The 26,028-nt window shown below is 60.3% G+C and carries 23 protein-coding genes; 14 read left to right on the top strand and 9 right to left on the bottom strand.

From position 1 onward, the window contains the following. The first annotated feature begins 325 nt into the window (after positions 1–325). The gene (locus tag AB5I78_RS09140) at positions 326–2,044 is read left to right on the top strand and encodes a cation:proton antiporter (RefSeq protein WP_369300515.1); all 1,719 of its coding nucleotides are present in this window, start codon (positions 326–328) and stop codon (positions 2,042–2,044) included. Here AB5I78_RS09140 and AB5I78_RS09135 read toward each other — a convergent pair. Next, a complete protein-coding gene (locus AB5I78_RS09135) occupies positions 2,031–3,239 on the bottom strand; it encodes an ammonium transporter (RefSeq protein ID WP_369300516.1) in 1,209 nt (402 codons plus the stop codon). The two genes, AB5I78_RS09140 and AB5I78_RS09135, sit on opposite strands and share 14 nt — an antisense overlap. Before the next feature lie 361 nt (positions 3,240–3,600). Between AB5I78_RS09135 and AB5I78_RS09130 the strand changes: the two genes are divergently transcribed. From AB5I78_RS09130 to AB5I78_RS09095, 8 genes are all read left to right on the top strand, one after another. Continuing rightward, positions 3,601–3,915: a YqjD family protein gene (locus AB5I78_RS09130; RefSeq protein WP_106576799.1), complete on the top strand. Its 315-nt coding sequence runs from the start codon at positions 3,601–3,603 to the stop codon at positions 3,913–3,915. Positions 3,916–3,919: 4 nt separating this feature from the next. Next, positions 3,920–4,306 carry a phage holin family protein gene (locus tag AB5I78_RS09125; protein WP_064451560.1) on the top strand — a complete coding sequence of 129 codons (387 nt, stop codon included), beginning with the start codon at positions 3,920–3,922 and terminating at the stop codon, positions 4,304–4,306. Then, positions 4,303–4,638 (top strand): hypothetical protein, encoded by a 336-nt coding sequence (locus tag AB5I78_RS09120; protein WP_145165090.1) that lies wholly within the window; start codon positions 4,303–4,305, stop codon positions 4,636–4,638. Before AB5I78_RS09125 ends, AB5I78_RS09120 begins: the two co-directional genes overlap by 4 nt. Before the next feature lie 92 nt (positions 4,639–4,730). Further along, positions 4,731–5,894 carry an EAL domain-containing protein gene (locus AB5I78_RS09115; RefSeq protein ID WP_145165092.1) on the top strand — a complete coding sequence of 388 codons (1,164 nt, stop codon included), beginning with the start codon at positions 4,731–4,733 and terminating at the stop codon, positions 5,892–5,894. A gap of 71 nt (positions 5,895–5,965) precedes the next feature. Continuing rightward, positions 5,966–7,297: a deoxyguanosinetriphosphate triphosphohydrolase gene (locus AB5I78_RS09110; RefSeq protein ID WP_106576802.1), complete on the top strand. Its 1,332-nt coding sequence runs from the start codon at positions 5,966–5,968 to the stop codon at positions 7,295–7,297. Positions 7,298–7,468: 171 nt separating this feature from the next. Next, positions 7,469–7,864, top strand: a complete 396-nt coding sequence (locus tag AB5I78_RS09105; protein ID WP_145165094.1) for a response regulator — start codon at positions 7,469–7,471, stop codon at positions 7,862–7,864. A gap of 255 nt (positions 7,865–8,119) precedes the next feature. Next, positions 8,120–8,743, top strand: a complete 624-nt coding sequence (locus tag AB5I78_RS09100; RefSeq protein WP_106576804.1) for a response regulator transcription factor — start codon at positions 8,120–8,122, stop codon at positions 8,741–8,743. A gap of 8 nt (positions 8,744–8,751) precedes the next feature. After that, positions 8,752–12,390, top strand: a complete 3,639-nt coding sequence (locus tag AB5I78_RS09095; protein ID WP_369300520.1) for a transporter substrate-binding domain-containing protein — start codon at positions 8,752–8,754, stop codon at positions 12,388–12,390. A 37-nt stretch (positions 12,391–12,427) separates the two neighbouring features. On the opposite strand, the gene AB5I78_RS09090 is transcribed toward AB5I78_RS09095, so the two are convergent. Both AB5I78_RS09090 and AB5I78_RS09085 read right to left on the bottom strand, forming a co-directional pair. Then, positions 12,428–12,910, bottom strand: coding sequence for a GAF domain-containing protein (locus AB5I78_RS09090; protein WP_145165098.1), 483 nt, complete (start codon positions 12,908–12,910; stop codon positions 12,428–12,430). Next, positions 12,907–13,797, bottom strand: a complete 891-nt coding sequence (locus tag AB5I78_RS09085) for an ATP-binding protein (protein WP_369300522.1) — start codon at positions 13,795–13,797, stop codon at positions 12,907–12,909. The genes AB5I78_RS09090 and AB5I78_RS09085 overlap by 4 nt, the downstream gene beginning before the upstream one ends. Before the next feature lie 172 nt (positions 13,798–13,969). On the opposite strand from AB5I78_RS09085, the gene AB5I78_RS09080 reads away from it, so the two are divergent. Continuing rightward, positions 13,970–16,279, top strand: a complete 2,310-nt coding sequence (locus tag AB5I78_RS09080) for a response regulator (RefSeq protein ID WP_145165102.1) — start codon at positions 13,970–13,972, stop codon at positions 16,277–16,279. On the opposite strand, the gene AB5I78_RS09075 is transcribed toward AB5I78_RS09080, so the two are convergent. From AB5I78_RS09075 to msrB, 3 genes are all read right to left on the bottom strand, one after another. Next, a complete protein-coding gene (locus AB5I78_RS09075) occupies positions 16,233–16,724 on the bottom strand; it encodes a MarR family winged helix-turn-helix transcriptional regulator (protein ID WP_369300524.1) in 492 nt (163 codons plus the stop codon). The two genes, AB5I78_RS09080 and AB5I78_RS09075, sit on opposite strands and share 47 nt — an antisense overlap. Beyond that, positions 16,721–17,206: a glutathione peroxidase gene (locus tag AB5I78_RS09070; protein ID WP_176998239.1), complete on the bottom strand. Its 486-nt coding sequence runs from the start codon at positions 17,204–17,206 to the stop codon at positions 16,721–16,723. Before AB5I78_RS09070 ends, AB5I78_RS09075 begins: the two co-directional genes overlap by 4 nt. 236 nt (positions 17,207–17,442) lie before the next feature. Next, complete coding sequence (gene msrB, locus AB5I78_RS09065) at positions 17,443–17,835, bottom strand: peptide-methionine (R)-S-oxide reductase MsrB (protein ID WP_214246443.1); 393 nt, start codon at positions 17,833–17,835, stop codon at positions 17,443–17,445. Positions 17,836–18,037: 202 nt separating this feature from the next. Between msrB and AB5I78_RS09060 the strand changes: the two genes are divergently transcribed. Next, positions 18,038–19,249, top strand: a complete 1,212-nt coding sequence (locus AB5I78_RS09060; RefSeq protein ID WP_027607001.1) for a pyridoxal phosphate-dependent aminotransferase — start codon at positions 18,038–18,040, stop codon at positions 19,247–19,249. 304 nt (positions 19,250–19,553) lie between these two features. Further along, positions 19,554–20,441, top strand: coding sequence for a protease HtpX (gene htpX / locus AB5I78_RS09055; RefSeq protein WP_145165111.1), 888 nt, complete (start codon positions 19,554–19,556; stop codon positions 20,439–20,441). A 172-nt stretch (positions 20,442–20,613) separates the two neighbouring features. On the opposite strand, the gene AB5I78_RS09050 is transcribed toward htpX, so the two are convergent. Further along, entirely contained in the window at positions 20,614–21,270 is a 657-nt protein-coding gene (locus AB5I78_RS09050; RefSeq protein WP_369300527.1) for a thiopurine S-methyltransferase, read from the bottom strand. A gap of 104 nt (positions 21,271–21,374) precedes the next feature. On the opposite strand from AB5I78_RS09050, the gene AB5I78_RS09045 reads away from it, so the two are divergent. Further along, positions 21,375–22,142 (top strand): class III extradiol ring-cleavage dioxygenase, encoded by a 768-nt coding sequence (locus AB5I78_RS09045; RefSeq protein ID WP_369300529.1) that lies wholly within the window; start codon positions 21,375–21,377, stop codon positions 22,140–22,142. Between the two features lie 111 nt (positions 22,143–22,253). On the opposite strand, the gene AB5I78_RS09040 is transcribed toward AB5I78_RS09045, so the two are convergent. Next, the gene (locus AB5I78_RS09040) at positions 22,254–23,927 is read right to left on the bottom strand and encodes a DEAD/DEAH box helicase (protein ID WP_053255160.1); all 1,674 of its coding nucleotides are present in this window, start codon (positions 23,925–23,927) and stop codon (positions 22,254–22,256) included. Positions 23,928–24,348: 421 nt separating this feature from the next. On the opposite strand from AB5I78_RS09040, the gene AB5I78_RS09035 reads away from it, so the two are divergent. Next, complete coding sequence (locus AB5I78_RS09035) at positions 24,349–25,140, top strand: crotonase/enoyl-CoA hydratase family protein (protein WP_369300531.1); 792 nt, start codon at positions 24,349–24,351, stop codon at positions 25,138–25,140. Positions 25,141–25,241: 101 nt separating this feature from the next. Here AB5I78_RS09035 and AB5I78_RS09030 read toward each other — a convergent pair whose 3' ends face one another. After that, positions 25,242–25,997, bottom strand: a complete 756-nt coding sequence (locus AB5I78_RS09030; RefSeq protein ID WP_369300532.1) for a spermidine synthase — start codon at positions 25,995–25,997, stop codon at positions 25,242–25,244. Positions 25,998–26,028 lie beyond the last annotated feature (31 nt).

Here is a 26,028-nt window from a genome sequence, read left to right as displayed (position 1 = left end):
GAAACAGGCAATCATTCTAAGCCTGCCAAATACCGGTGGCGAGCGGGGCGATCCGGGTTGATTGGCGAAAGGGCTCAGGAAGCGGGTGTGTTTGTTCGGAATGGACGTGGGTGGGAGGTTTTAGGGCCGCTTCGCGCCCCAACGCGGGGCAAGCCCGCTCGCCACAGCAAGCCCGCTTGCCACGACAGGCACGCTTGCCACAGGAGGCCCGCTTGCTACAAATCGCCCGCTGGGCATTGAAAGCCTGACCCAGATCACCATGGCCTATAACTGATTCAGCGATTCTCGCGCCTTTTTGTCCGCTCAACCTGCAAGGAAGCTGCCCGTGTTTGCCAATTTGCTGATCATTCTGGCCTCATCCCTGGTGGTGATAGCGCTGTTTCGACGCCTGCAATTGCCGCCCGTGCTGGGTTACCTGTGCGTGGGCCTGGCGGTGGGGCCCACCGCTCTGGACTGGGTGAATGACAGCGAAGAGCTGCCCGACCTTGCCGAACTGGGGGTGGTGTTCCTGCTGTTTTCTTTGGGATTGGAGTTTTCCCTGACCAAGATGCTTGCCCTGCGCAGCGTGGTGTTTGGCTTGGGCAGTTTGCAGGTGCTGGGGTGCGCAGCCTTGCTGGGAGGCCTGTTGATGGGCTTCAGTCTGTCGCCAAGCGTCGCGCTGTTGCTCGGCGCGGGGCTGGCATTGTCCTCCACCGCGATTGTCAGCAAGGAGCTGAGCAGCCTTGGGGAAATCTTCAGCAGTCACGGCCAGAATGCGATTGGCGTGTTGCTGTTCCAGGATGTGGTGGCGGTAATGCTGCTCACGTTGGTGCCGGTGTTTGCCGGCAGCAGCGAACACGCCTGGTATTGGGCGCTGCCGCTGACGCTGGGCAAAACCGTGCTGTTGTTCGTCGGCCTGCTGTTTGCCAGTCGCTGGTTGCTGCCCCGCCTGTTCCACGAAGTTGCCGCGTCCCATTCGGCTGAGCTGTTTGTGCTGTTGGCGCTGGTGATCGTCTTGCTCACCGCCTGGCTCACGCATTTGCTCGGCCTGTCCCCTGCCCTTGGGGCTTTTCTGGCGGGCATGCTGTTGGGCGAAAGCCATTACCGGCATCAGATTGAAGCGGACATACGGCCATTTCGCGACATTCTGCTCGGGCTGTTTTTCGTCAGCATCGGCATGCTTATCGACCTGCAACTGTTTGTCAGCCACAGCCTGCTGATCCTCGGCCTGACCCTCGCGCTGATGCTGATCAAGGGCTGCGTGGTGGCAGCCCTGGTCAAGCTGCGCGGCAGCGACAGTGAAACCGCGTGGCGAAGCGGCCTTGCCCTGGCGCAAGGCGGCGAATTCTGCTTCGCGTTGATGGCGCAGATGCAACAGAGCCGGCTGATCCCGGACGAGTTCAACGGTTTGCTGCTGGCCGCCACCTTCTGCTCGATGCTGCTGACCCCGCTGTTGCTGCGCGCCGCACCGGGCATCGCCTTGCGCCTGCACCGCAAGCCCAACCAACAGGTGCAACTGGAGGAAATCACCGCGCTCAATGCCGATTTACGTGGCCACGCGGTGATTTGCGGGTATGGCCGCGTCGGGCAATCCATCGGGCGCTTTCTGCGTCGGGAACATCAGGCATTCATCGCCCTGGATGACGACCCCGAGCGCGTGACGCAGGCCGCCACCGAAGACAGCAGCGTGCATTACGGCGACTGCCGCCGTGGGGCGCTGCTCAGTGCGGTCGGCCTGGAGCGCGCGCGGCTGGTGGTGATTGCCGTGGACAACAGCGATGTGGCCCTCACGGTCCTGAAAGAGGCCAGAAGGATCAACCCGCACGTCCCCGTGCTGGTGCGCACGCGCGATGACAGCCAACTGGCCGAGTTGAAAACGGCGGGCGCCAGCGAAGTGGTGCCCGAGCTACTGGAATCGAGCCTGATGCTCGCCTCCCACGCCTTGATCCTGCTGGGCCTGCCGGACCACCAGGTGCAGGCGCGGGTGGATGAGGTGCGCCAGAGCCGTTATCGCCTATTGCACGGCTTTGATGCGCAGACCGAAAAACCGCTCAGTCCTGACTGACCGCTCCAATCTTGTGGATCGACAGGTCTGCGCCGTAGTACTCCTGCTCCTGGCTCAGGCGTAGCCCGTGTACACGCTTGATCACGCCGTACACCACCAGCCCGCCGACCAGCGCCACCAACACGCCCAATGCCGTACCGATCAACTGGCTGATCAGGCTCACGCCGCCCAGGCCGCCAAGGGCCGTCTGGCCAAAGATGCCGCACGCAATGCCGCCCCATACGCCGCACAAGCCGTGCAGCGGCCATACACCCAGTACGTCGTCGATCTTCCAACGATCCTGCGCCGCGATGAAGAACCACACAAACAAACCACCTGCCACCGCACCCGTGACCAGCGCGCCCACCGGGTGCATCAGGTCGGAACCGGCGCAGATCGCCACCAGCCCGGCCAACGGGCCGTTATGCAGGAAGCCTGGGTCATTGCGGCCGATCACCAACGCGGCAACGGTGCCGCCGACCATGGCCATCAACGAGTTCACGGCGACCAGGCCGCTGACGCCATTGAGGGTCTGCGCGCTCATCACGTTGAAGCCGAACCAGCCGACAATCAGGATCCACGAGCCCAGCGCCAGGAACGGAATGCTCGACGGCGCAAAGGCCACCAAGCGCCCTTCCCGGTATCGACCATTGCGCGGTCCCAGCAGCAGCACCGCCGCCAGCGCCAGCCAGCCGCCCATGGCATGCACCACCACGGAACCGGCGAAATCATGGAAGCTGGCATCAAAGGTTGCGAGCAGCCAGGCTTGCAGGCCGAAGTTGCCGTTCCACACCATGCCTTCGAAAAACGGGTAGATAAACGCCACGATCAGCGCGGTGGCACACAGCTGCGGAGCGAACTTGGCGCGCTCGGCGATGCCCCCGGAAATAATCGCCGGAATCGCCGCTGCAAACGTCAGCAGGAAGAAAAACTTCACCAGGCCGTAGCCATGATCGGCGCTGATCACGGCCGCCGGTTGCATGAAGCTCACGCCGTAGGAGATCCAATAGCCTATAAAGAAATAGGCCAGGGTCGAGATGGCGAAGTCGCTGAGGATCTTCGACAGGGCATTCACCTGGTTTTTCTGGCGCACGGTGCCGACTTCCAGGAACGCGAAGCCGGCGTGCATGGCCAAAACCATGACCGCACCGATCAGGATGAACAGGGTGTTGGAGCTGTGAACAAGCGTGTCCACTGCACTTTGCAAATTTTCCATGGAGGTTGGCAGGCCTGCATTAAAGGCAAAAAGCACCAAAGCGGTTCAAGCCAGGGTGTCGCGCACTAAATTGGTACCACCGGCCCCACCTCTGTGCAGAAGGTGTGAACCGCTTTAGCGCAGCGATCAACACAAAAGGCCTTTGCCGACAGGGTTTTTCCGCGGGTTTTATTTATTTAGGGTAAGGTTTTTCAAGGCATTAGCCTCGGGTCGCCCGGATTCAGCGCATACCCTGGGGCAGGCGCACCAAGGCAAAGCAAAAGCTGTACCAGACAATTGCAGTGAACCTTCACCGTTAGCGGTGACTCGAAAACAAACGTAACGCACCAGACGCACAGATCAGCCAATCACGGAGATAACCATGGCCCGAAGAACTGCAAAGACTGCTCAAGAAATACTGATGGCGGATTTTCAAACCCTGGTCAGTGACACTGAAAGGTTGCTGGACGACACAGCGGTATTGGCCGGCGACCAGGCCGACGAGCTGCGCACCAAGATCCACGACAGCCTGCTCAAGGCCCGTGAAACCCTGCAACTGACCGAAGATTCCCTGCGTGAACGCGGCCAGGCGGCTGTCACCGCCACCGAAGATTACGTGCAAGCCAACCCTTGGCAGTCAGTCGGCATTGCCGCCGGCGTTGGCTTTCTGATCGGTCTGCTGGCTACAAGGCGCTAATACCATGTCTATCGGCGAATCCGGCTCGTCCACGAGCTCAAGCTCCACTTCCCGACGCCTGGGCGCGGCCGTTCTGGGCTTGCTGCACAGCCACGTCGAATTGTTTGGCATCGAGTTGCAGGAGCAGAAATCCCGCACGGTCAGCTTGCTGCTGTTTGCAGGCCTGGCGCTGGTATTTGCCCTACTGTTACTGGTGGGGTTATCGGCGCTGGTGATGATTCTGGTCTGGGACACCTACCGTCTTACCGGGATTATCAGCCTCTGCGTGTTCTACAGCCTGGCCGCAGCGTTTTGCGGAGTGCGCTTGAAAGCGGCGATATTCGATGAATCCACGCCCTTCCACGCCACCCTCGAAGAGCTGGCCAATGATCGGGAGCGCCTGCTGCCATGAGCATGACTGAAATCCCGCAAAACACCTCCCGTCGGGAAATGCGCAAGGCGTTGATCCGCCTGCGCATGGAAATGCACCGTCAGGAAATCCGCCATGAATCCCATCAACTGATGGTCCCGCTGAACAAAGTGCGTGACCTGCGCCATAACTGGCAGGACAGCCTGGGCATCAAGCACGCGCCGCTGTGGGGCGTGGCCGCAGTGACGCTGATGGGCTTTTTTACCGGCAAGGGCGCCAAGGGCGGCAGTATCAGCAGCGTGACGCGCCTGGTGCGGCTGGGGGCCGGTTTGATCCCGTTGATCAAATTGGCCATGGCAGGGCGCAAGGGTTAAGCGCGACTGGCTGCATTCTTGCAAACAGAATTGGCCCGGCCCTCGTTACTGAGGGCCGGGCCTTTTTTCGCCAGCTCTCTTAAGGAGGCCCCGTGATCGACGGGCAACCGCTCGCCTGCTTCCAGCCATTTATCGACACTGCCACCGGGCGCATCGCCGGCGTCGAGGCACTCGGCCGTCTGCGCCAGGCTGATGGGCGCTTGCTGTCAGTCGGCCCGCTGTTTGCCGACCCGCGCACACCGGGCGTGGCCTTGCGCTGCCTCGACCGGCAGATCCGCGACAATGCCTTGAGCCGCCTGCATGAAGCGCCCGCAGACTGGTTTTTGAGCCTGAACATCTCGCCCCGCTGGATCAACCGTCTGCGCCCCGGCCAAGCCTTGCCCAGCCTGAAGCAGGTGCATGCGCATGGCGTCGATCCGCAGCGCATTGTGTTCGAGATCACTGAACTGGGCGGAGACATCCAGCGTCTGGCCGAGGTGGTGGCGCGCTATCGTGAGGCCGGTGCACGCATTGCCATCGATGACTTCGGTGCCGGCTACTCCCAGCTTGACCGCGTACTCGCGCTGCAGCCGGATATCCTCAAGCTGGACATGCGCCTGTTCCAGGAAGCCGCCAAGGGCGGACCGAGCAGTGAGATCGTGCGTGCGCTGGCGCAAATGGCTGAGAAGACTGGCTGCTGGATCATCGCCGAGGGCGTGGAAACCGAGGCGCAGCTGAGCTTCGCCCTGGAATGCGGCGCGCGGTATGTGCAGGGTTACCTGTTTGCCCAGGCGCAACTCGACTGGTTTGCCACCGATGCCTTCGTACCGCAGTTTGCTCGCCTGCGTACGGTTTACGTGCAGCAGAAACTGGCTGAACGCGGCCGCATCATGCAGTTGCGCCTGCAACTGGCCGAACTGATGAAGATCCTGCAGAACTGGGCGCAGGGCCAGGCGCCGCTGGACCAGTTACCTCAATTGCCGGATTTCCCCTGGCTGCTGCGCTTTTATCAGTGCGACCGGCATGGCACCCAGCTGACGCCCAACTTCGAATGGCGCCAGGACGCCTGGCAGGCCGACAGCCGCTACCTGGGGCACAACTGGTCGTGGCGCCCCTACTTCTATCACCTGCTGGCCGAAGGCTGGGAGGAGCGGCGTCTGACCCTCTCTTCGACTTACCGCGACGCCACCACCAATCAGTATTGCCTGACCGCCGGACAATTCTTCGATAACGGTCAGCGTTTGCTGTTAATCGATATAGACGCGGTCGGCTTGTAGATTTTCGCTTGCCCCGGTGCAGCTGAACCGGGAAGCTGGGAGGGTCATTCACCGCACGGAGAGTACCCGCCTTGGATTGGCCCACCCTGCTTACCCGCGAACGTCTTGGAAAGCCTCTGCACAGCCCGGAAGAACTCGGCCGCAGCCCGTTTCACAAAGACCATGACCGTATCATTTTCTCCGGCGCCTTCCGCCGCCTGGGCCGCAAGACCCAAGTGCACCCGGTGTCCAGCAACGATCATATTCATACGCGCCTGACCCACTCGCTGGAAGTCAGTTGCGTCGGCCGTTCGCTCGGCATGCGCGTGGGCGAAACCCTGCGCAGCGCCCTGCCCGACTGGTGCGACCCCAGCGATCTGGGCATGGTCGTGCAATCGGCTTGCCTGGCCCATGACATCGGCAATCCGCCGTTCGGGCATTCCGGCGAAGATGCCATCCGCCACTGGTTTCAACAGGCGGCCGGGCGCGGCTGGCTGGACGACATGAGCAGTGCCGAGCGCAATGATTTCCTCAATTTCGAAGGCAACGCCCAGGGTTTTCGGGTGCTGACCCAGCTTGAGTACCACCAGTTCGACGGCGGCACTCGCCTGACCTATGCCACCCTGGGCACCTACCTGAAATACCCCTGGACCGCCCGCCACGCCGACTCGCTTGGGTACAAGAAGCATAAGTTCGGCTGTTACCAGAGCGAGCTGCCGATTCTTGAACAGATCGCCCACAGGCTTGGCCTGCCGCAACTGGAAGAACAACGCTGGGCCCGTCACCCGCTGGTGTACCTGATGGAGGCGGCAGACGATATCTGCTACGCCTTGATCGACCTCGAAGACGGCCTGGAAATGGAGTTGCTCGAATACGCCGAGGTCGAGTCGCTGTTGCTCGACCTGGTGGGTGACGACCTGCCCCAGACTTATCGGCAACTGGGGGCACAGGACTCGCGCCGGCGCAAGCTGGCGATTTTGCGCGGCAAGGCCATCGAGCACCTGACCAATGCCGCCGCCCGGGCTTTCGTGGAACAGCAGGATGCGTTGCTTGCCGGCACACTGCCGGGCGATCTGGTGGAGCACATGCATGGCCCCGCCAAGCGTTGCGTGCTGGATGCCAAGGACATGGCCCGCAAGAAAATCTTCCAGGACAAGCGCAAGACCCTGCATGAAATCGGCGCCTACACCACCCTGGAAATCCTCTTGAATGCGTTTTGCGGTGCCGCGCTGGAGCAGCATGGCGGGCGCACGCCGTCGTTCAAGAACCGGCGCATCCTCGACCTGCTCGGCAACAGCGCACCGGACCCGGCGTGGCCGTTACACGCCTCGTTCATGCGCATGATCGACTTTATTGCCGGCATGACCGACAGCTACGCCACCGAGATGGCGCGGGAGATGACCGGGCGTTCAAGCCCACAATGACGCTTGCGATCACGCCGCCTGTTCCCCGAACAGAATCTGCCTACGACGGGAACAGAGCTGCCTGATCGAATTCGTACACTCATTCAAGGAATAATCACGCCCGCTTCTGGCGGACCTGGCGAGCAATTCCTACGCGCCACCCATCGACGCTTGACTGACCCGTGTGCCCCTATGCCCAGACACCCTCTTCGAATCCTATTGGTGGAGGATCACCCCTTTCAGCTTCTGGCCACTCAGTGCCTGCTTAACACCTTCGGCTTCGACCACCTGACGCTGGCAGAAAATGCCGAACAGGCGATCCGCGCGATGTCTGAATCCAAAAGGCCGTTTGACCTGATGCTGTGCGACCAATGCCTGCCTGATTTACTCGGCCTGGAGCTGGTGGAAATTGCCAGTCGCCAACACTTTATAACCGGCGCCATTCTGCTGAGCGGGCTGCCTTCCTCGGAACTCTTCAACCTGACCACCCAAGCCCTGCAGCGTGGTTTGCCGCTGCTTGGTTATTTATCCAAACCGCTGAATAAAGACGAACTTGCAAAGTTGATTGCGCCCCTGATCCGATTATAAATGTAGGACTTTAAACTCTGCCTACCTACGAAAATATACCTGGGCCAATCGCTGAATCGCTGGCACTGTCAATGACTGCACCGAATTAAAACTTGCTTACATCCAGCGTCACAAAGCCTTAACAACTGGTAGGTAACTACCTTTTTTCATGTAGGAATTCTCCTGTTTTATACCTGTTCCCACCATGGTTCATGCTCCTCCCTCTCCTTCTGAGCTAATGTGCCCGCTTTATTTGCACTTGCATGGAATGTGATTATGAACACGGTTTTTATCATTGATGACCACCCCGTTATCAGGCTGGCGATCCGCATGTTGCTGGAACATGAGGGTTATAAAGTCGTCGGTGAAACGGACAACGGTTGTGATGCGATACAAATGGTTCGCGAATGCCTGCCGGACTTGATCATTTTGGATATCAGCATTCCCAAACTTGACGGCCTCGAAGTGCTGTGCCGGTTCAACGCCATGAACACATCGATGAAAACCCTGATTCTGACCGCTCAGAGCCCGACGCTGTTTGCCACCCGCTGCATGCGCTCGGGCGCAGATGGCTATGTGTGCAAGGAAGGCGACCTCAGCGAACTGCTGAGTGCCATCCGCGCCGTGCTGTCGGGTTATAACTATTTTCCCAGCCAGGCCCTCAATGGTAATGCAGACGGCACAGACACGCTGGAACTTGAACTGTTTAAAACAGTGAACGACCGGGAACTGATGGTATTACAACTTTTCGCACAAGGTCGCACCAATAAGGAAATCGCCAAAGGGATGTTTCTAAGTAACAAAACAGTAAGCACTTACAAAAAAAGGCTAATGCAAAAACTTAAAGCCAAGTCCTTGGTAGAACTTATCGAGATGGCAAAACGAAACGCGCTAGTGTGAGAAAGCGGATGCCCAGCCGTATAAAGGACTATTTGATTATATTAATCGCCGGTGTGTGTTTCAGCACGACGGTGCCTGCGGACCCCGCTCCCGGCCCGGAACACTTCACGCTGTTGAGCCGTGCAAGTGCGGTACAACTGGATGTTCAACTGGACAAGGCCCAGCGCCAGTGGTTACAGAACAAACGCGAGCTGGTGCTCGGCACTTCGGCACCGGACTACCCGCCCTTCGACCTGACCTCCAGCGGCCGCGACTACGAGGGCCTGACCGCCGATTACGCAGGGCTGTTGGCCCAAGCCCTGGCATTGCCCGTGAAAGTGGTGCGCTACCCCACCCGAGAAGCATCGATCCACGCGCTTGAAACAGGTGAAATCGACCTGTTGGGCTCCTCCAACGGCTTTGAAGCCGCCAACCCGAATCTCATCCTGTCGCAGCCATACGCGGTGGACCAACCCGTACTCGTGACCCGTGAGGGGGAAAACTACAATCTGGGCAATGGGCTGGCCGGACTGCGCTTGAGCCTGGTCTACCACTACCTGCCGTTGAATGAAGTGCAGAAGCTGTACCCAAAGGCCAACATCCGCGCCTATCCCTCGTACCAAAACGCCTTGAATGCAGTGGCGTTCGACCAGGCCGACGTGTTTTTGGGCGATACCATTTCCACCCATTACATGATCAACAAGGGCTACCTGAAAAACATCCGCATGGCCAACTTCGGCAAGCATGAAGCCTATGGCTTCAGCTTTGCGCTGCGCCAGGAACAGCGCACTTTGCTGAGCATCGTCGATTCGGTGCTGGCCGCCATCCCCATCAATGAGCGCGACAGCATCGCCAAGCGCTGGAGCGCCGGCAGCGATATCTTGCTGACCGACAAGAAGCTGCAGCTGACCCAGCGCGAAGAGCGTTGGCTCAAAGACCATCCGGTGGTAACAGTCGTCGTCAATGAGACCTTCGCGCCGCTGACGTTTTTCGACGCCGAAGGCAATTTTCGCGGCATCACCGCAGACTTGCTGGAACTGATACGCCTGCGCACCGGGTTACGTTTCAAGATCCTGCGCAGTCGCGAAGTCAACGCGATGATCGAACAGGTCACCACCGGGAAAGCCGATATCATCGGGGCCATTGTCCCCAGCGTTGAACGGGAGGCTTCGCTGAGTTTCAGTCGCCCTTACCTGGAAAACTCCTACGTCCTGCTCACCCGCAAAGAGCCCGGCGCACCCTCAAACCTGGAGCAGATGGCAGGCAAGCGCCTGGCTATCACCGTGGGCAACCCACTGGAAAAAATCCTCACGCAGGACTTCCCGCAGATTCGCCTGGTGGAGGTCGGCGACACTTTCAAAGCATCCGAAATGCTGGCCCAAGGCAATGTGGAAGGTGCCGTCAACTCGCTGGTGATCGCCAACTACTTCCTGTCCTCGCAGGTTTTCCAGGACAAACTGCAGATCAGCACCAGTATCGGCACCCTTCCCGCCACGTTCGCCCTGGCGACGCCACGCCGCGCCGTCGAACTGAGCTCAATCCTGGACAAGGCCCTGCTGAGCATTGCTCCGGACGAAATGGGCGTGATCAACAGTCGCTGGCGCGGCTACACCGCCGCCTCCGACAGTTACTGGCGCAACTACCACCAGTTGATCGCGCAAATCATCGTTGGCACCGGGCTGTTGCTGCTGATTTCACTGACCTGGAACGCCCACATGCGCCGCCAGATCAAGCATCGGAAAATGGCCGAGCGCGCCCTCAACGATCAGTTCGAGTTCATGCGCGCACTGGTCAACGAAACCCCGCACCCGATCTATGTGCGTGATCGAAACGGCCTGTTGCAAACCTGTAATGACAGTTACTTGCAGGTCTTCGGCGTCAAGCGTGAAGACGTGATCGGCAAGAGCGTGATCCAGATGGACATGGCCCGGGAATCGGAGGCGGCGCAATACCACGCGGACTACCAGCAAGTCGTGGCGCAGGGCAACACGCTGATTCTCGACCGCACCCTGCACCTGCATGGAAAAAAACTGACGATCTATCACTGGATTCTTCCCTACCGTGACTCCGTTGGTGAAGTCCAGGGCATCATCGGGGGCTGGATCGACATCAGTGAGCGGCGCCAGCTGTTCGACGAGTTGCGCGCCGCCAAGGAACGCGCCGATGAAGCGAACCGGGCCAAAAGTACTTTCCTCGCCACCATGAGTCATGAAATCCGCACGCCGATGAACGCCGTGATCGGCATGCTGGAGTTGACCCTCAAGCGGGCTGACCAGGGCCATCTCGACCGCCCGGCCATTGAAGTGGCCTACAACTCGGCCAAAGACCTGCTGGAATTGATCGGCGATATTCTGGACATCGCGCGCATCGAGTCCGGCCGTTTGAGCCTGGCGCCGGAACGCGTGAACCTGCGCGAAGTCATCGAGTCGGTGGTGCGCGTGTTCGATGGCCTGGCACGGCAGAAAACCCTCAGCCTGCTGCTGGAGTTCAAGCCCGAGCTGGATGACACCGAGGTGCTGATCGACCCGTTACGCTTCAAACAGGTGCTGTCCAACCTGGTGAGTAATGCGATCAAGTTCACCGAGCGCGGGCGGGTGCACATCAAAGTGGACGTGCAACCCACCGATCAACCGCAGCAGGTCGAGATGAAACTGGTGGTCGAGGACACCGGCATTGGTATCAGTCGCGACGACCAGCTGCGCCTGTTCGAGCCGTTTGCCCAGGCCGACAACTCCGGGCACCTGGCCCGGAGCGGTGCCGGCCTGGGGCTTGTGATCTGCCGAAGCCTGTGCGCAATGATGGGCGGGCAACTGAGCCTGAGCAGTGTGCCGATGGTGGGCACCCAAGTGCATGTCAACTTGAAAATGCCCCGCCTGCAGCCGGTCCAGCCCGTGGGCGAACTCAAACCCGCGCCCCCGGCGCTTGCGCCGGTGCTCAACGTACTGGTGGTGGATGACCATCCCGCGAACCGCCTGCTGATGTGTCAGCAACTGGGTTATCTGGGCCATCAGTTCACCGCAGCCCAGCACGGTGCCGCCGGCTTCAAGGCATGGCGTCAGGAACGCTTCGACCTGGTCATCGCCGACTGCAACATGCCGATCATGAACGGCTACGAATTGACCCGCTCGATCCGTGAGTATGAACAGCGCGAACAGCTGCCGGCCTGCGTCGTGCTGGGCTTCACCGCCAATGCCCAGCCGGAAGAGAAACTGCGTTGCGCGCAAGCGGGCATGAACGACTGCCTGTTCAAGCCAATCAGCCTGACGGTGCTGGAGCGGCAACTGGCGCAGATCGGCCAGCCACCCGGCGGTGTGAGGCTCGACCTCAGCAGCCTGGAGGCGCTGACGGGCGGCGACCCACAGCTGAGTCGCCGCCTGCTTGAAGAATTGCTCAACAGCAGCCGTCATGACCGTCAGGAACTGACCGCCATGTTGGCGCAACAGGCATCGCTCCAGGCCATCATTGACCAGGCCCACAAGATCAAGGGAGCTGCGCGCATCGTGCAGGCCGCTGCGCTGGCCGGCGAATGTGAAGCGCTGGAGCACGCCTGCGCCCAGGGTGAGGATCGGCCGAAGATCGAAACCGGCATCAAGAGCCTGGAAAAATGCATGCTTGAATTGGAGAGGATGCTGCAGATGCGCCTTAATGAACTGGACGTCTTGCAATAGGCAGGGCGAGTGTTTGCACTCCCCCTGCCGCCACCGGTCAGCAGTCGGTCAGACGCAGGAAAATCGCTGCCAGCTGTTCGATGCCCGCCTGGTCCTGCGCGGTAAAGCGCGCCAGCGACGGGCTGTCCAGATCAAGGACGCCAATCAGTTGGCCGTCCTTGATCAGCGGCACCACCAGTTCGCTGTTCGAAGCGCTGTCACAGGCGATATGCCCAGGGAACGCGTGAACGTCCTCCACCCGCTGGGTTTGCCGCGATGCCGCCGCCGCGCCGCACACGCCACGACCGAACGGAATGCGCACGCAGGCAATCTGGCCCTGGAACGGGCCAAGCACCAGCTCTTCGTCACGGTTGAGGTAGAAGCCGGCCCAGTTAAGGTCATCCAGCTGGTTGAACAGAAACGCAGAGAACTGCGCGCTGTTGGCGATGAAGTCGCGTTCATCGGCCAGCAGCGATTCCAGTTGCGCACACAGCATTGCATAGCCATCCAGGCCCGTGCCGGCCTGTTGCAAATCGATCATGGTTGACGCTCCAACAACTTGAGACCCACCCAGTAACGGGCGAATTGATACGCGCACCGGCCATTGCGGTTGCCGCGCCCGGTGGCCCAACGTACGGCCAAAATATCCAGCGCTTCATCGCGCTGCCATTGCAAACCGGCCTTGCTGGCCAGTTCGCCAATCCAGTGCTCGACCACGTCCAGGAAATGTTCCTGAGAGAACGGGTAGAACGACAACCACAGGCCAAACCGGTCGGACAAGGCGATTTTATCTTCGACGGCCTCGCTGGGGTGCAGCTCGCCGTCCACGCGTTTCCAGTTGTCATTGTCGCTCTGGTTTTCCGGCACCAGGTGACGGCGGTTGGAGGTGGCATACAACAGCACGTTTTCTGGCGCCTGCTCCAGCGAGCCGTCCAGCACACTCTTGAGCACGCGGTAGTCGCCCTCGCCGGCCTCGAACGACAAGTCATCACAGAACAGGATGAACCGCTGCGGCAGCTTGAGCAGTTGCTCGACCACGCGCGGCAAGTCGGCCAGGTGATCGCGCTCGATTTCAATCAGGCGCAAGCCGGCCTTGGCGTGCTGGGCGAGCAAGGCGCGCACCATGGACGATTTGCCCGTGCCGCGCGACCCCCACAGCAGCGCGTGGTTGGCGGGCAAGCCATCGAGAAACTGTTGGGTGTTGCGGGCCAGTTGTTCGCGTTGCTTGTCCACACCGATCAGGTCGCTGAGGCGCATGTCCAGGCTGACTTCCAGGGGCAGCAAAAAGCCACTGCGGCCTTCGCGCTGCCAGCGGGCGGCGAGGCACTGGTCCCAGTCGATGGCTTGGCGGGGCGCCGGCAACAACGGTTCCAGGCGTGCAAGTACCGCGTCGGCACGCTCAAGAAAGGCATTCAATCGATTATCCACGACTATTCCTCTGGCAAGTTCTTGCAAAAGATGGCGTATTGGCAACCCTGCGGCAGACCGCGACAGGGCTGCACCTGTAAAAAAATCAATGATTATGCCGAGCAAGCCAAAGCCGGTGGATGTTCAGCTATGCTTGCCGGGCGAAGGGAAACGTGAAGTGGTTCAACACCCGATGGATATCAAGTTCGCCCACCGCTTGTCTTATAAACAAGCTCGATTGACTGTGCTGGTCGGTTTCGTCTTGGGAACCTTGCTCAGTCTGATCCAAATCGGCATTGATTATGCCAGCGAAGACGCATCCATCAACCGTGAAATCCGCTCGCTGATCGAAATCAGCCATAACCCCGCCTCCCGTATCGCCTACAACATCGACGCCGAACTCGCCCAGGAACTGACGCTGGGCCTGCTGCACTCCCCGGCGATCACCCGTGCGCAATTGGTCGACAACAATGGCGTGGTCCTGGCCGACGTTGATCGCCCGCGCAAGGAAAGCACGTACCGGCCCATCAGCGATTTTCTGTTTGGCGCCAACCGCCAGTTTGAGGATCGGTTGTTCCTCAGCCACATGCCTAATGACTCTTTGGGCGTTCTGCGCCTGGACGTCGACACTTACGCCTTCGGCAGCCGTTTCCTGCACCGCGCCGAGATCACACTGCTTAACGGCTTTGCCCGCAGCCTGCTGCTGACCGGCATCCTGTTGGGCCTGTTTTACGTGATGCTGACCCAGCCGCTGGTGCGCATCATCCGCGCGCTGAGCACCAGCAAGCAGGCGCATCTGGATTGCCCGCCAGGGCACGAAAACGACGAAATCGGCGTGCTGGTCAGTGTCGCCAACCAGCAGTTCGAAAACATGGAGACCGAAATCCAGCAGCGCCGCCACGCCGAGGACCGACTCACCGAGTACCTGGGCCAACTGGAAGATATCGTCTCCGCACGCACGCTGGAGCTCAAGGCCAGCAACCAACGCCTGAGCCAGTCCAATGATGAGTTGGAGGCTGCGAAGATGACGGCGCTGGGCATGGCCCAGGCACGGGCGGCGTTCCTGGCCAACATGAGCCACGAGATTCGCACGCCGCTCAATGGCCTGCTGGGCATGATCGCCCTCTCGCTGGACAGCCCGTTGAATGCCGAGCAGCGCCAGCAACTGTCGATTGCCCATGACTCCGGCAAAGTGCTGGTGGAATTGCTCAACGATATCCTCGACCTGTCCAAGTTCGATGCCGGCCAGCTGGAGCTGGAGCGTATCCCGTTCGATCTTAGCTCGCTGGTGGAAGACACCGCCAACCTGCTGTCGCAGAACGCAGCACCGAGCGTTGAACTGACGTGCTTGATCGACCCACTGTTTCCCGCCCAAGTGATTGGCGACCCGACACGCGTGCGGCAAATCGTCAGCAACTTGCTCTCCAACGCCTTGAAGTTCACGCGCTTTGGCCGAGTCGACGTGCGCCTGAGCGCCAGTGAGGGCCGGGTGAAGATTGAAGTGTGTGATACCGGTATCGGCATCGCTCAGGATGCGCAGGTAAAAATATTCCAGCCGTTCACCCAGGCCGGCGCAGGCATCACCCGCCAGTTTGGTGGCACGGGGCTGGGGCTCGCGTTGACGCACAATCTGTGTGAAGCGATGAAGGGCCGGCTGAGCATTAGCTCGGAAGTCGGGTTTGGCAGCCAGTTCTGCGCCGACCTGCCACTGCCCACGCATTTGCCCGCGACGCGTTACGCGCCACTGGCAGGCGAAGTCATTGCCATCACCAACGCCGGCAGCGGCCTGACGGAATTGCTCACAACCCTGTTGCCTCACTGGGGGCTGGCGCCGCGCGTTTATTCTCAAGACGACGACCTGAGCGGGCAAAATCCCGACCTGTTGATCACCGATTGCCCGGAGTGCCTGTTCCGCCTGCGCCCAGCCATCAAGGCGCCCATTCTGCTGGTCACCGCCTACGGCAACTTTATGCCCAGTGAGGAAGTGGCAGCCCTGGCGCCGCTGCAGCAACAGGCGCGCCCTTTGAGCCGCAACGCGCTGTATCAGATCCTGCAACGCAATTTGCGCAGCGACGCGCCACTGATCCTCGACCCGATCCAGATGGAAGCCGCGCCGTTTACGCACCGGGCGCGCATCCTGCTGGTGGAGGACAACCCGGTCAATCAACTGGTGGCCAAAGGCATGCTCAGCAAGCTCGGCTGCGAAGTGGTGGTGGCCGCGCACGGTGGCGAAGCGCTCAAGTTTCTTGAAGAGCAGCGCTTTGACATGGTGCTGATGGACTGCAACATGCCGGTAATGGATGGCTACGAAGCCAGCCGGCAGATTCGCCGCAGCGGGCGCTGGCCCGATTTGCCCATTGTCGCCTTGACGGCCAACGCGCTCTCGGAAGAGCGCGAGCGTTGCCGGGCCGCGGGCATGGATGACTACCTGGCCAAACCGTTCCGCCGCGAAGAACTCAAGGCTCTGCTGGACCTGTGGGTGCCGCAGACGACAACCCTTTGATCTGCGCCAGCAACTGGTCCAGGCCTTCGCGCAAGGCATCGGCCTGGTTCAGGTCGATGCCGCTGTCACACAGCAAGCGGGTTTTCAGGCGGTGAGTCTGGTGGCGTAACTGCACACCGGCCTGAGTCAGACCCAGGTGCACTTCCCGCTCATCCCGTGCGCTGCGTTGGCGGCTCACCAGAGCCAGTTGCTCAAGACGCTTGAGCAGCGGCGTCAATGTGCCCGAATCGAGCATCAGCCGCTCGCCCAAGGCCTTGACGGTCGGCTGCGGGGCCGTTGCCTCGTGCCACTCCCACAGCACCAGCATGACCACGTACTGCGGGTAGGTCAGGCCCAGCCGGTCAAGCATTGGCTTATAGGCACGCGTCACCGCCCGTGAGGCAGCGTAGAGCTTGAAACACAGCTGGTCGTCCAGTGCCAGGGACACGCCGGATACATCGATCATTTGAGCAGGGCTTCAATCTCTTGGGTCAGGTCCTGAGGCTTGGTGGTCGGGGCAAAACGCTTGACCACCTGACCGTCACGACCGATCAGGAACTTGGTGAAGTTCCACTTGATGCCCTTGGAACCCAGCAAGCCCGGCGCTTGTTTTTTAAGCTGCACGAACAGCGGGTGGGCCTCGCTGCCGTTGACGTCGATCTTCTTGAACAGCGGGAAACTGACACCGAAATTCAACTCGCAGAACTCGGAAATCGCGCCTTCGTTGCCGGGCTCCTGCTTGCCGAATTGATTGCAGGGGAACCCCAGCACCACCAGGCCCTGGTCCTTGTATTGCTGCCAGAGTTGTTCGAGCCCCTTGTACTGCGGGGTGAAGCCACATTTGCTGGCGGTGTTGACCACCAAAATGGCCTTGCCGGCGAAGTCGGCCAAGGTCTTTTGCTCACCTTTGATGGTGGTGCACGGGATGCTCAGCAGGTTGTTGCTCATGGCAGTGCCTCAAACAGGGGAAAGACCTGAAAAGATAGTAGGCAATTCAATTGTGTGCAATTTAATTGACCGCATTGATGAGGCCCTATTTGCTCACATCAATTCCTTCATTCACGTCCGATACAAAAGTGGGAGCGGGCTTGCCCGCGAATGCAGTGGGTCAGCTACCAATAAGCTGGCTGACACACCGCATTCGCGAGCAAGCCCGCTCCCACACTTGGAAGGTGCTGCCGGCCCTAGCGCGGGACGAGGTCCAGGCACACCGAGTTGATGCAGTAGCGCAAACCAGTCGGCGGCGGACCATCCGGGAACACATGCCCCAGGTGCGCATCGCACTTGGCGCAGGTGACTTCGGTGCGGATCATGCCGTGGCTGACGTCGCGGATCTCGATCATCGCGCTGTCGGCGATCGGCGCGTAGAAGCTCGGCCAGCCGCAGCCGGAGTCGAACTTGGTGCTGGAATCGAACAGCGGCTCATTGCAACAGATGCAGTGATACACACCGTCGGTTTTGGTTTCGTTGTATTTGCCGCTGAACGGGCGCTCGGTGCCCTTGAGACGACACACCTGATACTGCGCGGGGTCGAGCATGTCCCGCCACTCATCCAGGGTTTTCTGCAACTTATCCATCAATCCACCTCGGCAACTGAAAAAGCCTGATCTGTATCTTTTCCACGGAACAGGCGGCACGTATGATTGCGCCTCTTAAAAACGCCAGTCTGGCACCCGCGCTACCGGCATTCAAACGTATTTATGGGTGCAGGCCTCGCAGGATTCGCAGTACGGTAGTGTCCACGCCGTCTGGATCGTTCATTTTCAGGATCACATCGCCATGCAGGTCAGCAAATCGAACAAGCTCGCCAACGTCTGCTACGACATTCGCGGCCCAGTGCTCAAGCACGCCAAACGCCTGGAAGAGGAAGGCCATCGCATCCTCAAGCTGAACATTGGCAACCCGGCGCCGTTTGGTTTCGAAGCGCCGGACGAAATCCTCCAGGACGTGATCCGCAACCTGCCGACCGCTCAGGGCTACAGCGACTCCAAGGGCCTGTTCAGCGCGCGTAAAGCCGTGATGCAGTACTACCAGCAGAAGCAGGTGGAAGGTGTCGGCATCGAAGACATCTACCTGGGCAACGGCGTGTCCGAGCTGATCGTGATGTCCATGCAGGCCTTGCTCAACAACGGCGACGAAGTGCTGGTGCCGGCGCCCGACTACCCGCTGTGGACCGCTGCCGTGACCCTGGCTGGCGGCCACCCGGTGCACTACCTGTGCGATGAAGGCGCCGACTGGTTCCCGGACCTGGCCGACATCAAGGCCAAGATCACGCCGAACACCAAGGCCCTGGTGATCATCAACCCGAACAACCCGACCGGCGCCGTGTACTCCAGGGAAGTGTTGCTGGGCATGCTCGAGCTGGCACGCCAGCACAACCTGGTGGTGTTCTCCGACGAGATCTACGACAAGATCCTTTACGACGACGCCGTGCACATCTGCACCGGCTCCCTGGCGCCGGACCTGCTATGCCTGACCTTCAACGGCCTGTCCAAATCCTACCGCGTGGCGGGTTTCCGCTCTGGCTGGATCGCCATCTCCGGGCCCAAGCACAACGCCCAGAGCTACATCGAAGGCATCGACATGCTGGCCAATATGCGCCTGTGTGCCAACGTGCCGAGCCAGCATGCAATCCAGACCGCACTCGGCGGCTACCAGAGCATCAACGACCTGGTACTGCCTCAGGGCCGCCTGCTGGAGCAGCGCAACCGTACCTGGGAGTTGCTCAACGCGATCCCCGGCGTGAGCTGCGTGAAACCCATGGGCGCGCTGTATGCGTTCCCACGGATCGACCCGAAAGTCTGCCCGATCCTCAACGACGAGAAATTCGTGCTCGACCTGCTGCTGTCGGAAAAGCTGCTGGTGGTACAGGGAACGGCGTTCAACTGGCCGTGGCCGGATCACTTCCGCGTGGTGACATTGCCGCGAGTGGACGACCTGGACATGGCCATTGGTCGCATCGGCAACTTCCTCAAGTCCTATCGCCAATAACGCACATGCCGCCGTACGATCGACATTCGGTCGTACGGCGAGTATCTGGCAACACTTCTCTACCCGCCGTCCCCTCCTCCCTGCCGCTGCACGCCACGGACCGGTCAGCCTCCTATAATTGCAGGGCGCGAAGGCTTGAATGGGGTGATCGCGGCTGGCTTTTCGGCTCGGAAAATCCTTTCAAGGCTCTACATTCAGGCTGTAGGACACAGTTTGAAATAGTCGCTCGGTTGAATAGCCCCAGGCCGCACCTTATATACCCCGCAGTACGCGACATATTAAGCATGAGGAGAATTCTACAACCATGATGCGCATCCTGCTGTTCTTGGCCACTAACCTGGCGGTCGTGCTGATTGCCAGCATCACCCTGAGCCTGTTCGGCTTCAACGGGTTCATGGCGGCCAACGGGGTTGATCTGAACCTCAATCAGCTGCTGGTCTTCTGTGCAGTCTTTGGTTTTGCCGGCTCGATCTTCTCGCTGTTCATCTCCAAGTGGATGGCGAAGATGAGCACCAGCACCCAGGTCATCACCCAGCCACGCACCCGCCATGAGCAATGGTTGCTGCAGACCGTTGAGCAGTTGTCCCGCGAGGCTGGCATCAAGATGCCTGAGGTCGGGATTTTCCCGGCGTATGAGGCCAACGCCTTTGCCACCGGCTGGAACAAGAACGACGCCCTTGTTGCGGTGAGCCAGGGCATGCTCGAACGCTTCTCCTACGACGAAGTGAAAGCGGTACTGGCCCACGAGATCGGCCACGTGGCCAACGGCGACATGGTCACCCTGGCGCTGGTACAAGGCGTGGTGAACACCTTCGTGATGTTCTTTGCACGGATCATCGGCAACTTCGTCGACAAGGTGATCTTCAAGAACGAAGAAGGCCGCGGCATTGCCTACTTCGTGGCGACCCTCTTTGCCGAGGTGGTGCTGGGCTTCCTGGCCAGCGCGATCACCATGTGGTTTTCGCGCAAACGCGAGTTCCGCGCGGACGAAGCCGGTGCCCGCCTGGCCGGTACCGGGGCGATGATTGCGGCACTGCAACACTTGCGCTCCGAACAAGGCCTGCCCGTGCACATGCCGGACAGCCTGACCGCGTTTGGTATCAACGGTGGCATCAAGCAAGGTTTTGCACGCATGTTCATGAGCCACCCGCCGCTGGAAGAGCGGATCGACGCATTGCGTCGCCGGGGCTGATAGCTGCGCGGTAACACAAAAAAGGGGCGATCTGATCGCCCCTTTTTTTTGAGTGCTTGAATCGCCATCGCGGGCAAGCCCGACTCCCACAAGGATCTGCTCAGGTTCACATACACGGTGAGCGACGCGGTCAATGTGGGAGCCGGGCTTGCCCGCGATGGCTATAGCAGGGTCAGTACTTTGTCAGTTGGTACACGCGCTCTTCCAGCCGCGTGACACCGTCTTGCACAAACTTCCAACTCTCACCCAGGATGTCTTGCTCCTCCACCACCTGCACAGTCCAGTGCGAGCCCAGCAACACCTTCACCTCATCATCGGTTACCGCAAACGGCGGGCCAGCCTTTTGTGTCTGATCGTAGTCGAGGGTGATCAGCAAACCCTGACAGCCCGGGCGCAACAAGGCATTCAGATGCTCGGCGTACTGCGCCCGCATCAACGGCGGCAACGCGATCAATGCCGCGCGATCGTAAAGCGCGGAGCAATCGGCCAGCGCTTCGGCGTCCAAGGCAAAGAAATCGCCGCACCACACCTCGATCAGATCCGCCTGGTACACCTTGAACACGCCACGCTGACTGATCCTGGGCACCAGCCCTTGCTCACTGAAGAACGCCTGCACCGCCTGCTCGGACAGCTCCACACCCAGCACGCGATAACCCAAGCTTGCCAGCCACATCAGATCCAGGCTTTTGCCGCACAGCGGCACCAACACCTTTGCCCCTTCAACCAAGGCCAGTTTTGGCCAGTGGCGTTGCAGGTAGGGGTTGACCTCGGGCAGATGAAAACCGATCTGGTTGCGTGCCCAACGCTCTTGCCAAAACTTAGGCTCCATGGAATCACCCTGAAAATTCGATCAAAAGGCGCTAAAACTTATATTAGATTTAGATCAATGATCTGATTGAAGATGGGCCCATGTTAACGCTCAGGACCCTACTTATGTTCCCCAGCCTGTTTATCTCCCACGGTTCGCCCATGCTCGCCCTGCAACCCGGTGCCAGCGGCCCGGCACTCAAGCGCCTGGCGGCCGAGTTGCCACGGCCCAAGGCCATTGTGGTGGTCTCAGCGCACTGGGAAAGCCAGGGCCTGCTGGTTACCGGCAGCGCCGCACCCGAGACCTGGCACGATTTCGGCGGCTTCCCACGGGATTTGTTCGCCGTGCAGTACCCCGCACCCGGTGACCCGCAGTTGGCAGCCCAGATAGTCGAACTGCTCAAGGCTGATGGCCTTGAGGCTCGCGTCGATGACCAGCGCCCGTTCGACCATGGCACCTGGGTGCCCCTTTCACTGATGTACCCGGCCGCCGATATTCCGGTGGTGCAGGTGTCGCTGCCAAGCCGTATGGGCCCTGCCCTGCAAACCCGCGTCGGGCATGCCCTGGCCAGTTTGCGTGAGCAAGGCGTGCTGTTGATCGGTTCGGGCAGCATCACCCACAACCTGGGCGAACTGGACTGGCATGCCGGACCTGAGAGCATTGAGCCTTGGGCGCGCGATTTCCGCGACTGGGTAGTGGACAAACTCGCCGCCAACGACGAGGCGGCCTTGCACGATTATCGCCGCCAGGCGCCGCATGCCGTGCGCAGCCATCCGAGTGACGAGCACCTGTTGCCGCTGTATTTTGCGCGCGGCGCGGGTGGCGCATTCAGCGTGGCGCATCAGGGGTTCACCATGGGTGCGCTCGGGATGGACATCTACCGCTTCGGCTAACGCAGATCTAAATGTGGGATTGAGTGCTAATCCAAACCTGAAATCCAGGCAAAAAAAATCCCCGAACCAGTCGGGGATTTTTTATGTGCGATCAATCAGCCCAAGGGCGGATCAATCTTCGCGGTAGCGACGCAGCTTCAGCTGCTTACCGGCAACGCGAGTGTCTTTGAGCTTGGCCAGCAGTTTTTCCAGACCGTCTTCCGGCAGCTCCACCAGGGAGAAGCTGTCACGAACCTGGATACGACCGATCGCTTCACGTGCCAGGCCACCCTCGTTGAGGATAGCGCCCAGCAGGTTCTTGGCCGCGATGCCATCACGCGCGCCCAGCGCGGTACGGCAACGAGCACGGCCTTCAGCCAATGGAACCGGAGCACGACGCTCACGATCACCACGGTCTGGACGGTCGCCAGTACGCTCTGGACGATCACCGCGCGGAGCGTTGTTCGGCACCAGTGGACGTTCTTTCTCGATCGCAGCCAGGGTCAGCGCTTGACCGTTGGTAGCCTTGCGCAGCAGGGCTGCAGCCAGGGCACGCGGGGTGCAACCGATATCGGCCGTCAGGCGGTCCAGCAGTTCGCCGTGGGTCGATTCAGCGTCAGCCACCAGCGGCGACAGGCTGTTGGTCAGTTTCTTGATGCGAGCATCGAGAACGGCCTGAGCATCCGGCAGGCGGACTTCGGCAACTTTCTGACCGGTTACACGCTCGATCACTTGCAGCATGCGGCGCTCACGCGGAGTCACCAGCAGCAGTGCACGACCTTCGCGACCGGCACGGCCGGTACGGCCGATACGGTGAACGTAGGACTCTGGGTCGTACGGCATGTCAACGTTGAACACGTGGGTGATACGTGGAACGTCGAGACCACGGGCAGCAACGTCGGTCGCCACAACGATGTCCAGACGGCCATCCTTGAGGGAGTCGATCACGCGCTCACGTTGGTTCTGGGCAATGTCACCGTTCAGCGCAGCGGCTTTGTAGCCTTTGGCTTCCAGGGCACTGGCCAGGTCCAGGGTCGCTTGCTTGGTGCGCACGAACATGATCAGGGCGTCGAAGTCTTCGACTTCCAGCAGGCTCAATACAGCCGAGGTCTTCTGGTCAGCGTGAACCAACAGGTGGGCCTGTTCGATCGCGGTAACGGTCTGAGTCTTGGTCTGGATCTTCACGTGTTGCGGATCGCGCAGGTGGCGTTCGGCAATGGCACGGATCGACTGTGGCAGGGTGGCCGAGAACAATACGGTCTGACGGGTTGGTGGCAGCGCCTTGAAGATGACTTCCAGGTCATCCATGAAGCCCAGCTTCAACATTTCGTCAGCTTCGTCCAGAACCAGGTGGTTCACGGTCGACAGGACTTTTTCGTCACGACGCAGGTGGTCGCACAGACGGCCCGGAGTGGCGACAACGATCTGTGCGCCGTTACGGATTGCTTTCAGTTGTGGGCCCATAGGCGCGCCGCCGTAAACGGCCACAACGGTTACGCCTGGCATTTGCTTGGCGTAGGTTTCAAAAGCGGTTGCTACTTGCAGCGCCAACTCACGGGTTGGCGCCAGGATCAGGGCTTGCGGCTCGCGCTTGGCAGGATCGATGCAGTGCAGGATTGGCAGGGCGAACGCGGCGGTTTTACCGGTACCGGTTTGCGCTTGGCCAATCATGTCTTGGCCGGCCATGATGATCGGGATCGATTGCTGCTGAATAGCCGAAGGTTCTTCGTAGCCGGTCGCGATGACGGCAGCGAGAATGTTCGGGTTAAGATTAAAAGCGGCGAAGCCGCCGGTTTCCTGGGTCATGGGTCTGCCTCTAAGTGCATCCGCAAAGACCCATGCTCCAAAGCTGCGCATGCCGTGTTGAGACTCAAGAGTCGCCCTGGCTGCTTTGTCGGCGGGGATTTGCGAAAACGAATGAATGAAAAAGATTCGTCAAGGAAGAGTCCGCTGTGCGGACGTGCAGCCGAAGCTGACTTCGGGGAATTGCGCTACCTAAACGCGGCCCGGTTAAAGGCCGGCGCGCACTATACCGGAAATAGCTGAAAAAGGGAGCTTTTTTTATCGCAAAGCGCCGATAAACCGCGCTGCATCAAAGCCTTTGCGGATAGCCGCGCCAGGGTCTATTTTTCAAAGGCCCGGCCCTGTTGGTCATAACGCTTAAACGGTTCACCTGCCCATCAAGACCTTTGGTCTGAAACCCACCCAAGCCCTGAGGGCACATCCGATGAATCAAGCCAGCAGCAGTCGCGTCAGCCGTGAGTTGCAGGGCCATGTCCTGCTGTTGGGTCTGGACCGAGTGGCCAAGCGCAATGCCTTTGACCTGGATCTGCTCAATGAGCTGAGCCTGGCCTATGGCGAATTTGATCGAAACGACGAGGCCCGGGTGGCCGTGGTGTTTGCCCACGGCGACCACTTCACCGCCGGGCTGGACCTAGCCAATATCAGCGGCGTGATGTCCGGAGGCTGGCAACCGCCACTGGGCGGCTGCGATCCATGGGGTGTGTTCGCCGGGCCGAGGGTCAATAAACCGGTGATCGTCGCGGCCCAGGGCTACTGCCTGACCATCGGCATCGAGTTGATGCTGGCAGCCGATATCAATATTTGCGCGAGCAATACGCGCTTTGCGCAAATGGAAGTAAAGCGTGGGATCTTTCCGTTTGGCGGCGCGACCTTACGTTTTCATCAGGTGGCCGGCTGGGGCAACGCCATGCGCTGGTTGCTCACCGGCGATGAATTTGATGCACACGAGGCGCTCAGGCTGGGCTTGGTGCAGGAAGTGATGGCCAGCGAAGATTTGCTGCCGCGCGCCATTGAGCTAGCCAGCCGTATTGCCCGCCAGGCGCCGCTGGGTGTGCAAGCGACGCTGATGTCGGCGCGCCAGGCACGGATGGAAGGCGAAACCGTTGCCGCCGCCGGGTTGCAGGTGGTGGTGGAGAAGCTGCTCAACAGTGAAGATGCCAAAGAGGGTGTGCGGGCGATGGTTGAGAAGCGGCCGGGGGTGTTCAAAGGGATTTGAGTGAACAGTGTCGGCCTCATCGCGGGCAAGCCCGCTCCCACATTTGATCGCCTATCCCCTGTGGGAGCCGGGCTTGCCCGCGATGGCGCCAGTACAAGCAACTAAGTCGCCGGCCGAATCGCCTTGATCAACGCCTGTAACGAGTACCCCAACCGCGGCGCCAATGCTTCGGCACGCGCCGTCAGCGCACCCAGGTCCAGTGCCTGATCCAGCTCCGAAGGCACCAGCAAAATCACATTGCCCTCCTTCACCGGCAGCTCCCAGTAATGCCGGTGATACAACCCGCGCAACAACGCCGCACCCAGTGGCTTGCCATCATCGGTGGCCCACTGGTTGATCACCAGCCAGCCGCCAGGGTTGAGTTTTTTCTGGCAGTTTTCCAGGAAGGTCCAGGCCAGGTGCCCCACGCCCGGGCCGACGTCGGTATACAGGTCGACGAAAATCAGGTCCGCCGATTCGGCGGTGTCGAGCAACTGCAGCGCGTCGCCAATACGGATGTACAGGCGCGGATCGTCATCCAGCCCCAGGTACTCAATGGCCAGGCGCGGCACGTCCGGGCGCAGCTCAATGGCTTCGACGTCTTCCAGCGGCAGAAACTTGAGGCACGCCTGGGTCAGCGTGCCGGCGCCCAGCCCGAGGAACAGCGCACTCTCCGGTTGCTCGTGGCACAACGCGCCAATCAGCATCGCGCGGGTGTAGTCGTACTCCAGCCAACTTGGGTCAGCGGTGAATACGCAGCTTTGCTCGATGGCGTCGCCAAACTCGAGAAAGCGATAATCGGCCACTTCAAGCACGCGGATCATGCCGAAATCATCATGGACTTCGGCCAGCAGGCGCTCGACACGCTCCTCGGTCATCACTACTCCTAAAGGGTTTACCGCACGGCAA

This window comes from Pseudomonas sp. N2-3-1-14, assembly GCF_041228395.1.
Classification (GTDB): Bacteria; Pseudomonadota; Gammaproteobacteria; order Pseudomonadales; family Pseudomonadaceae; genus Aquipseudomonas.
Note: the sequence above shows the minus strand (reverse complement) of the source record. Positions and strands in the feature narration are given on the sequence as shown.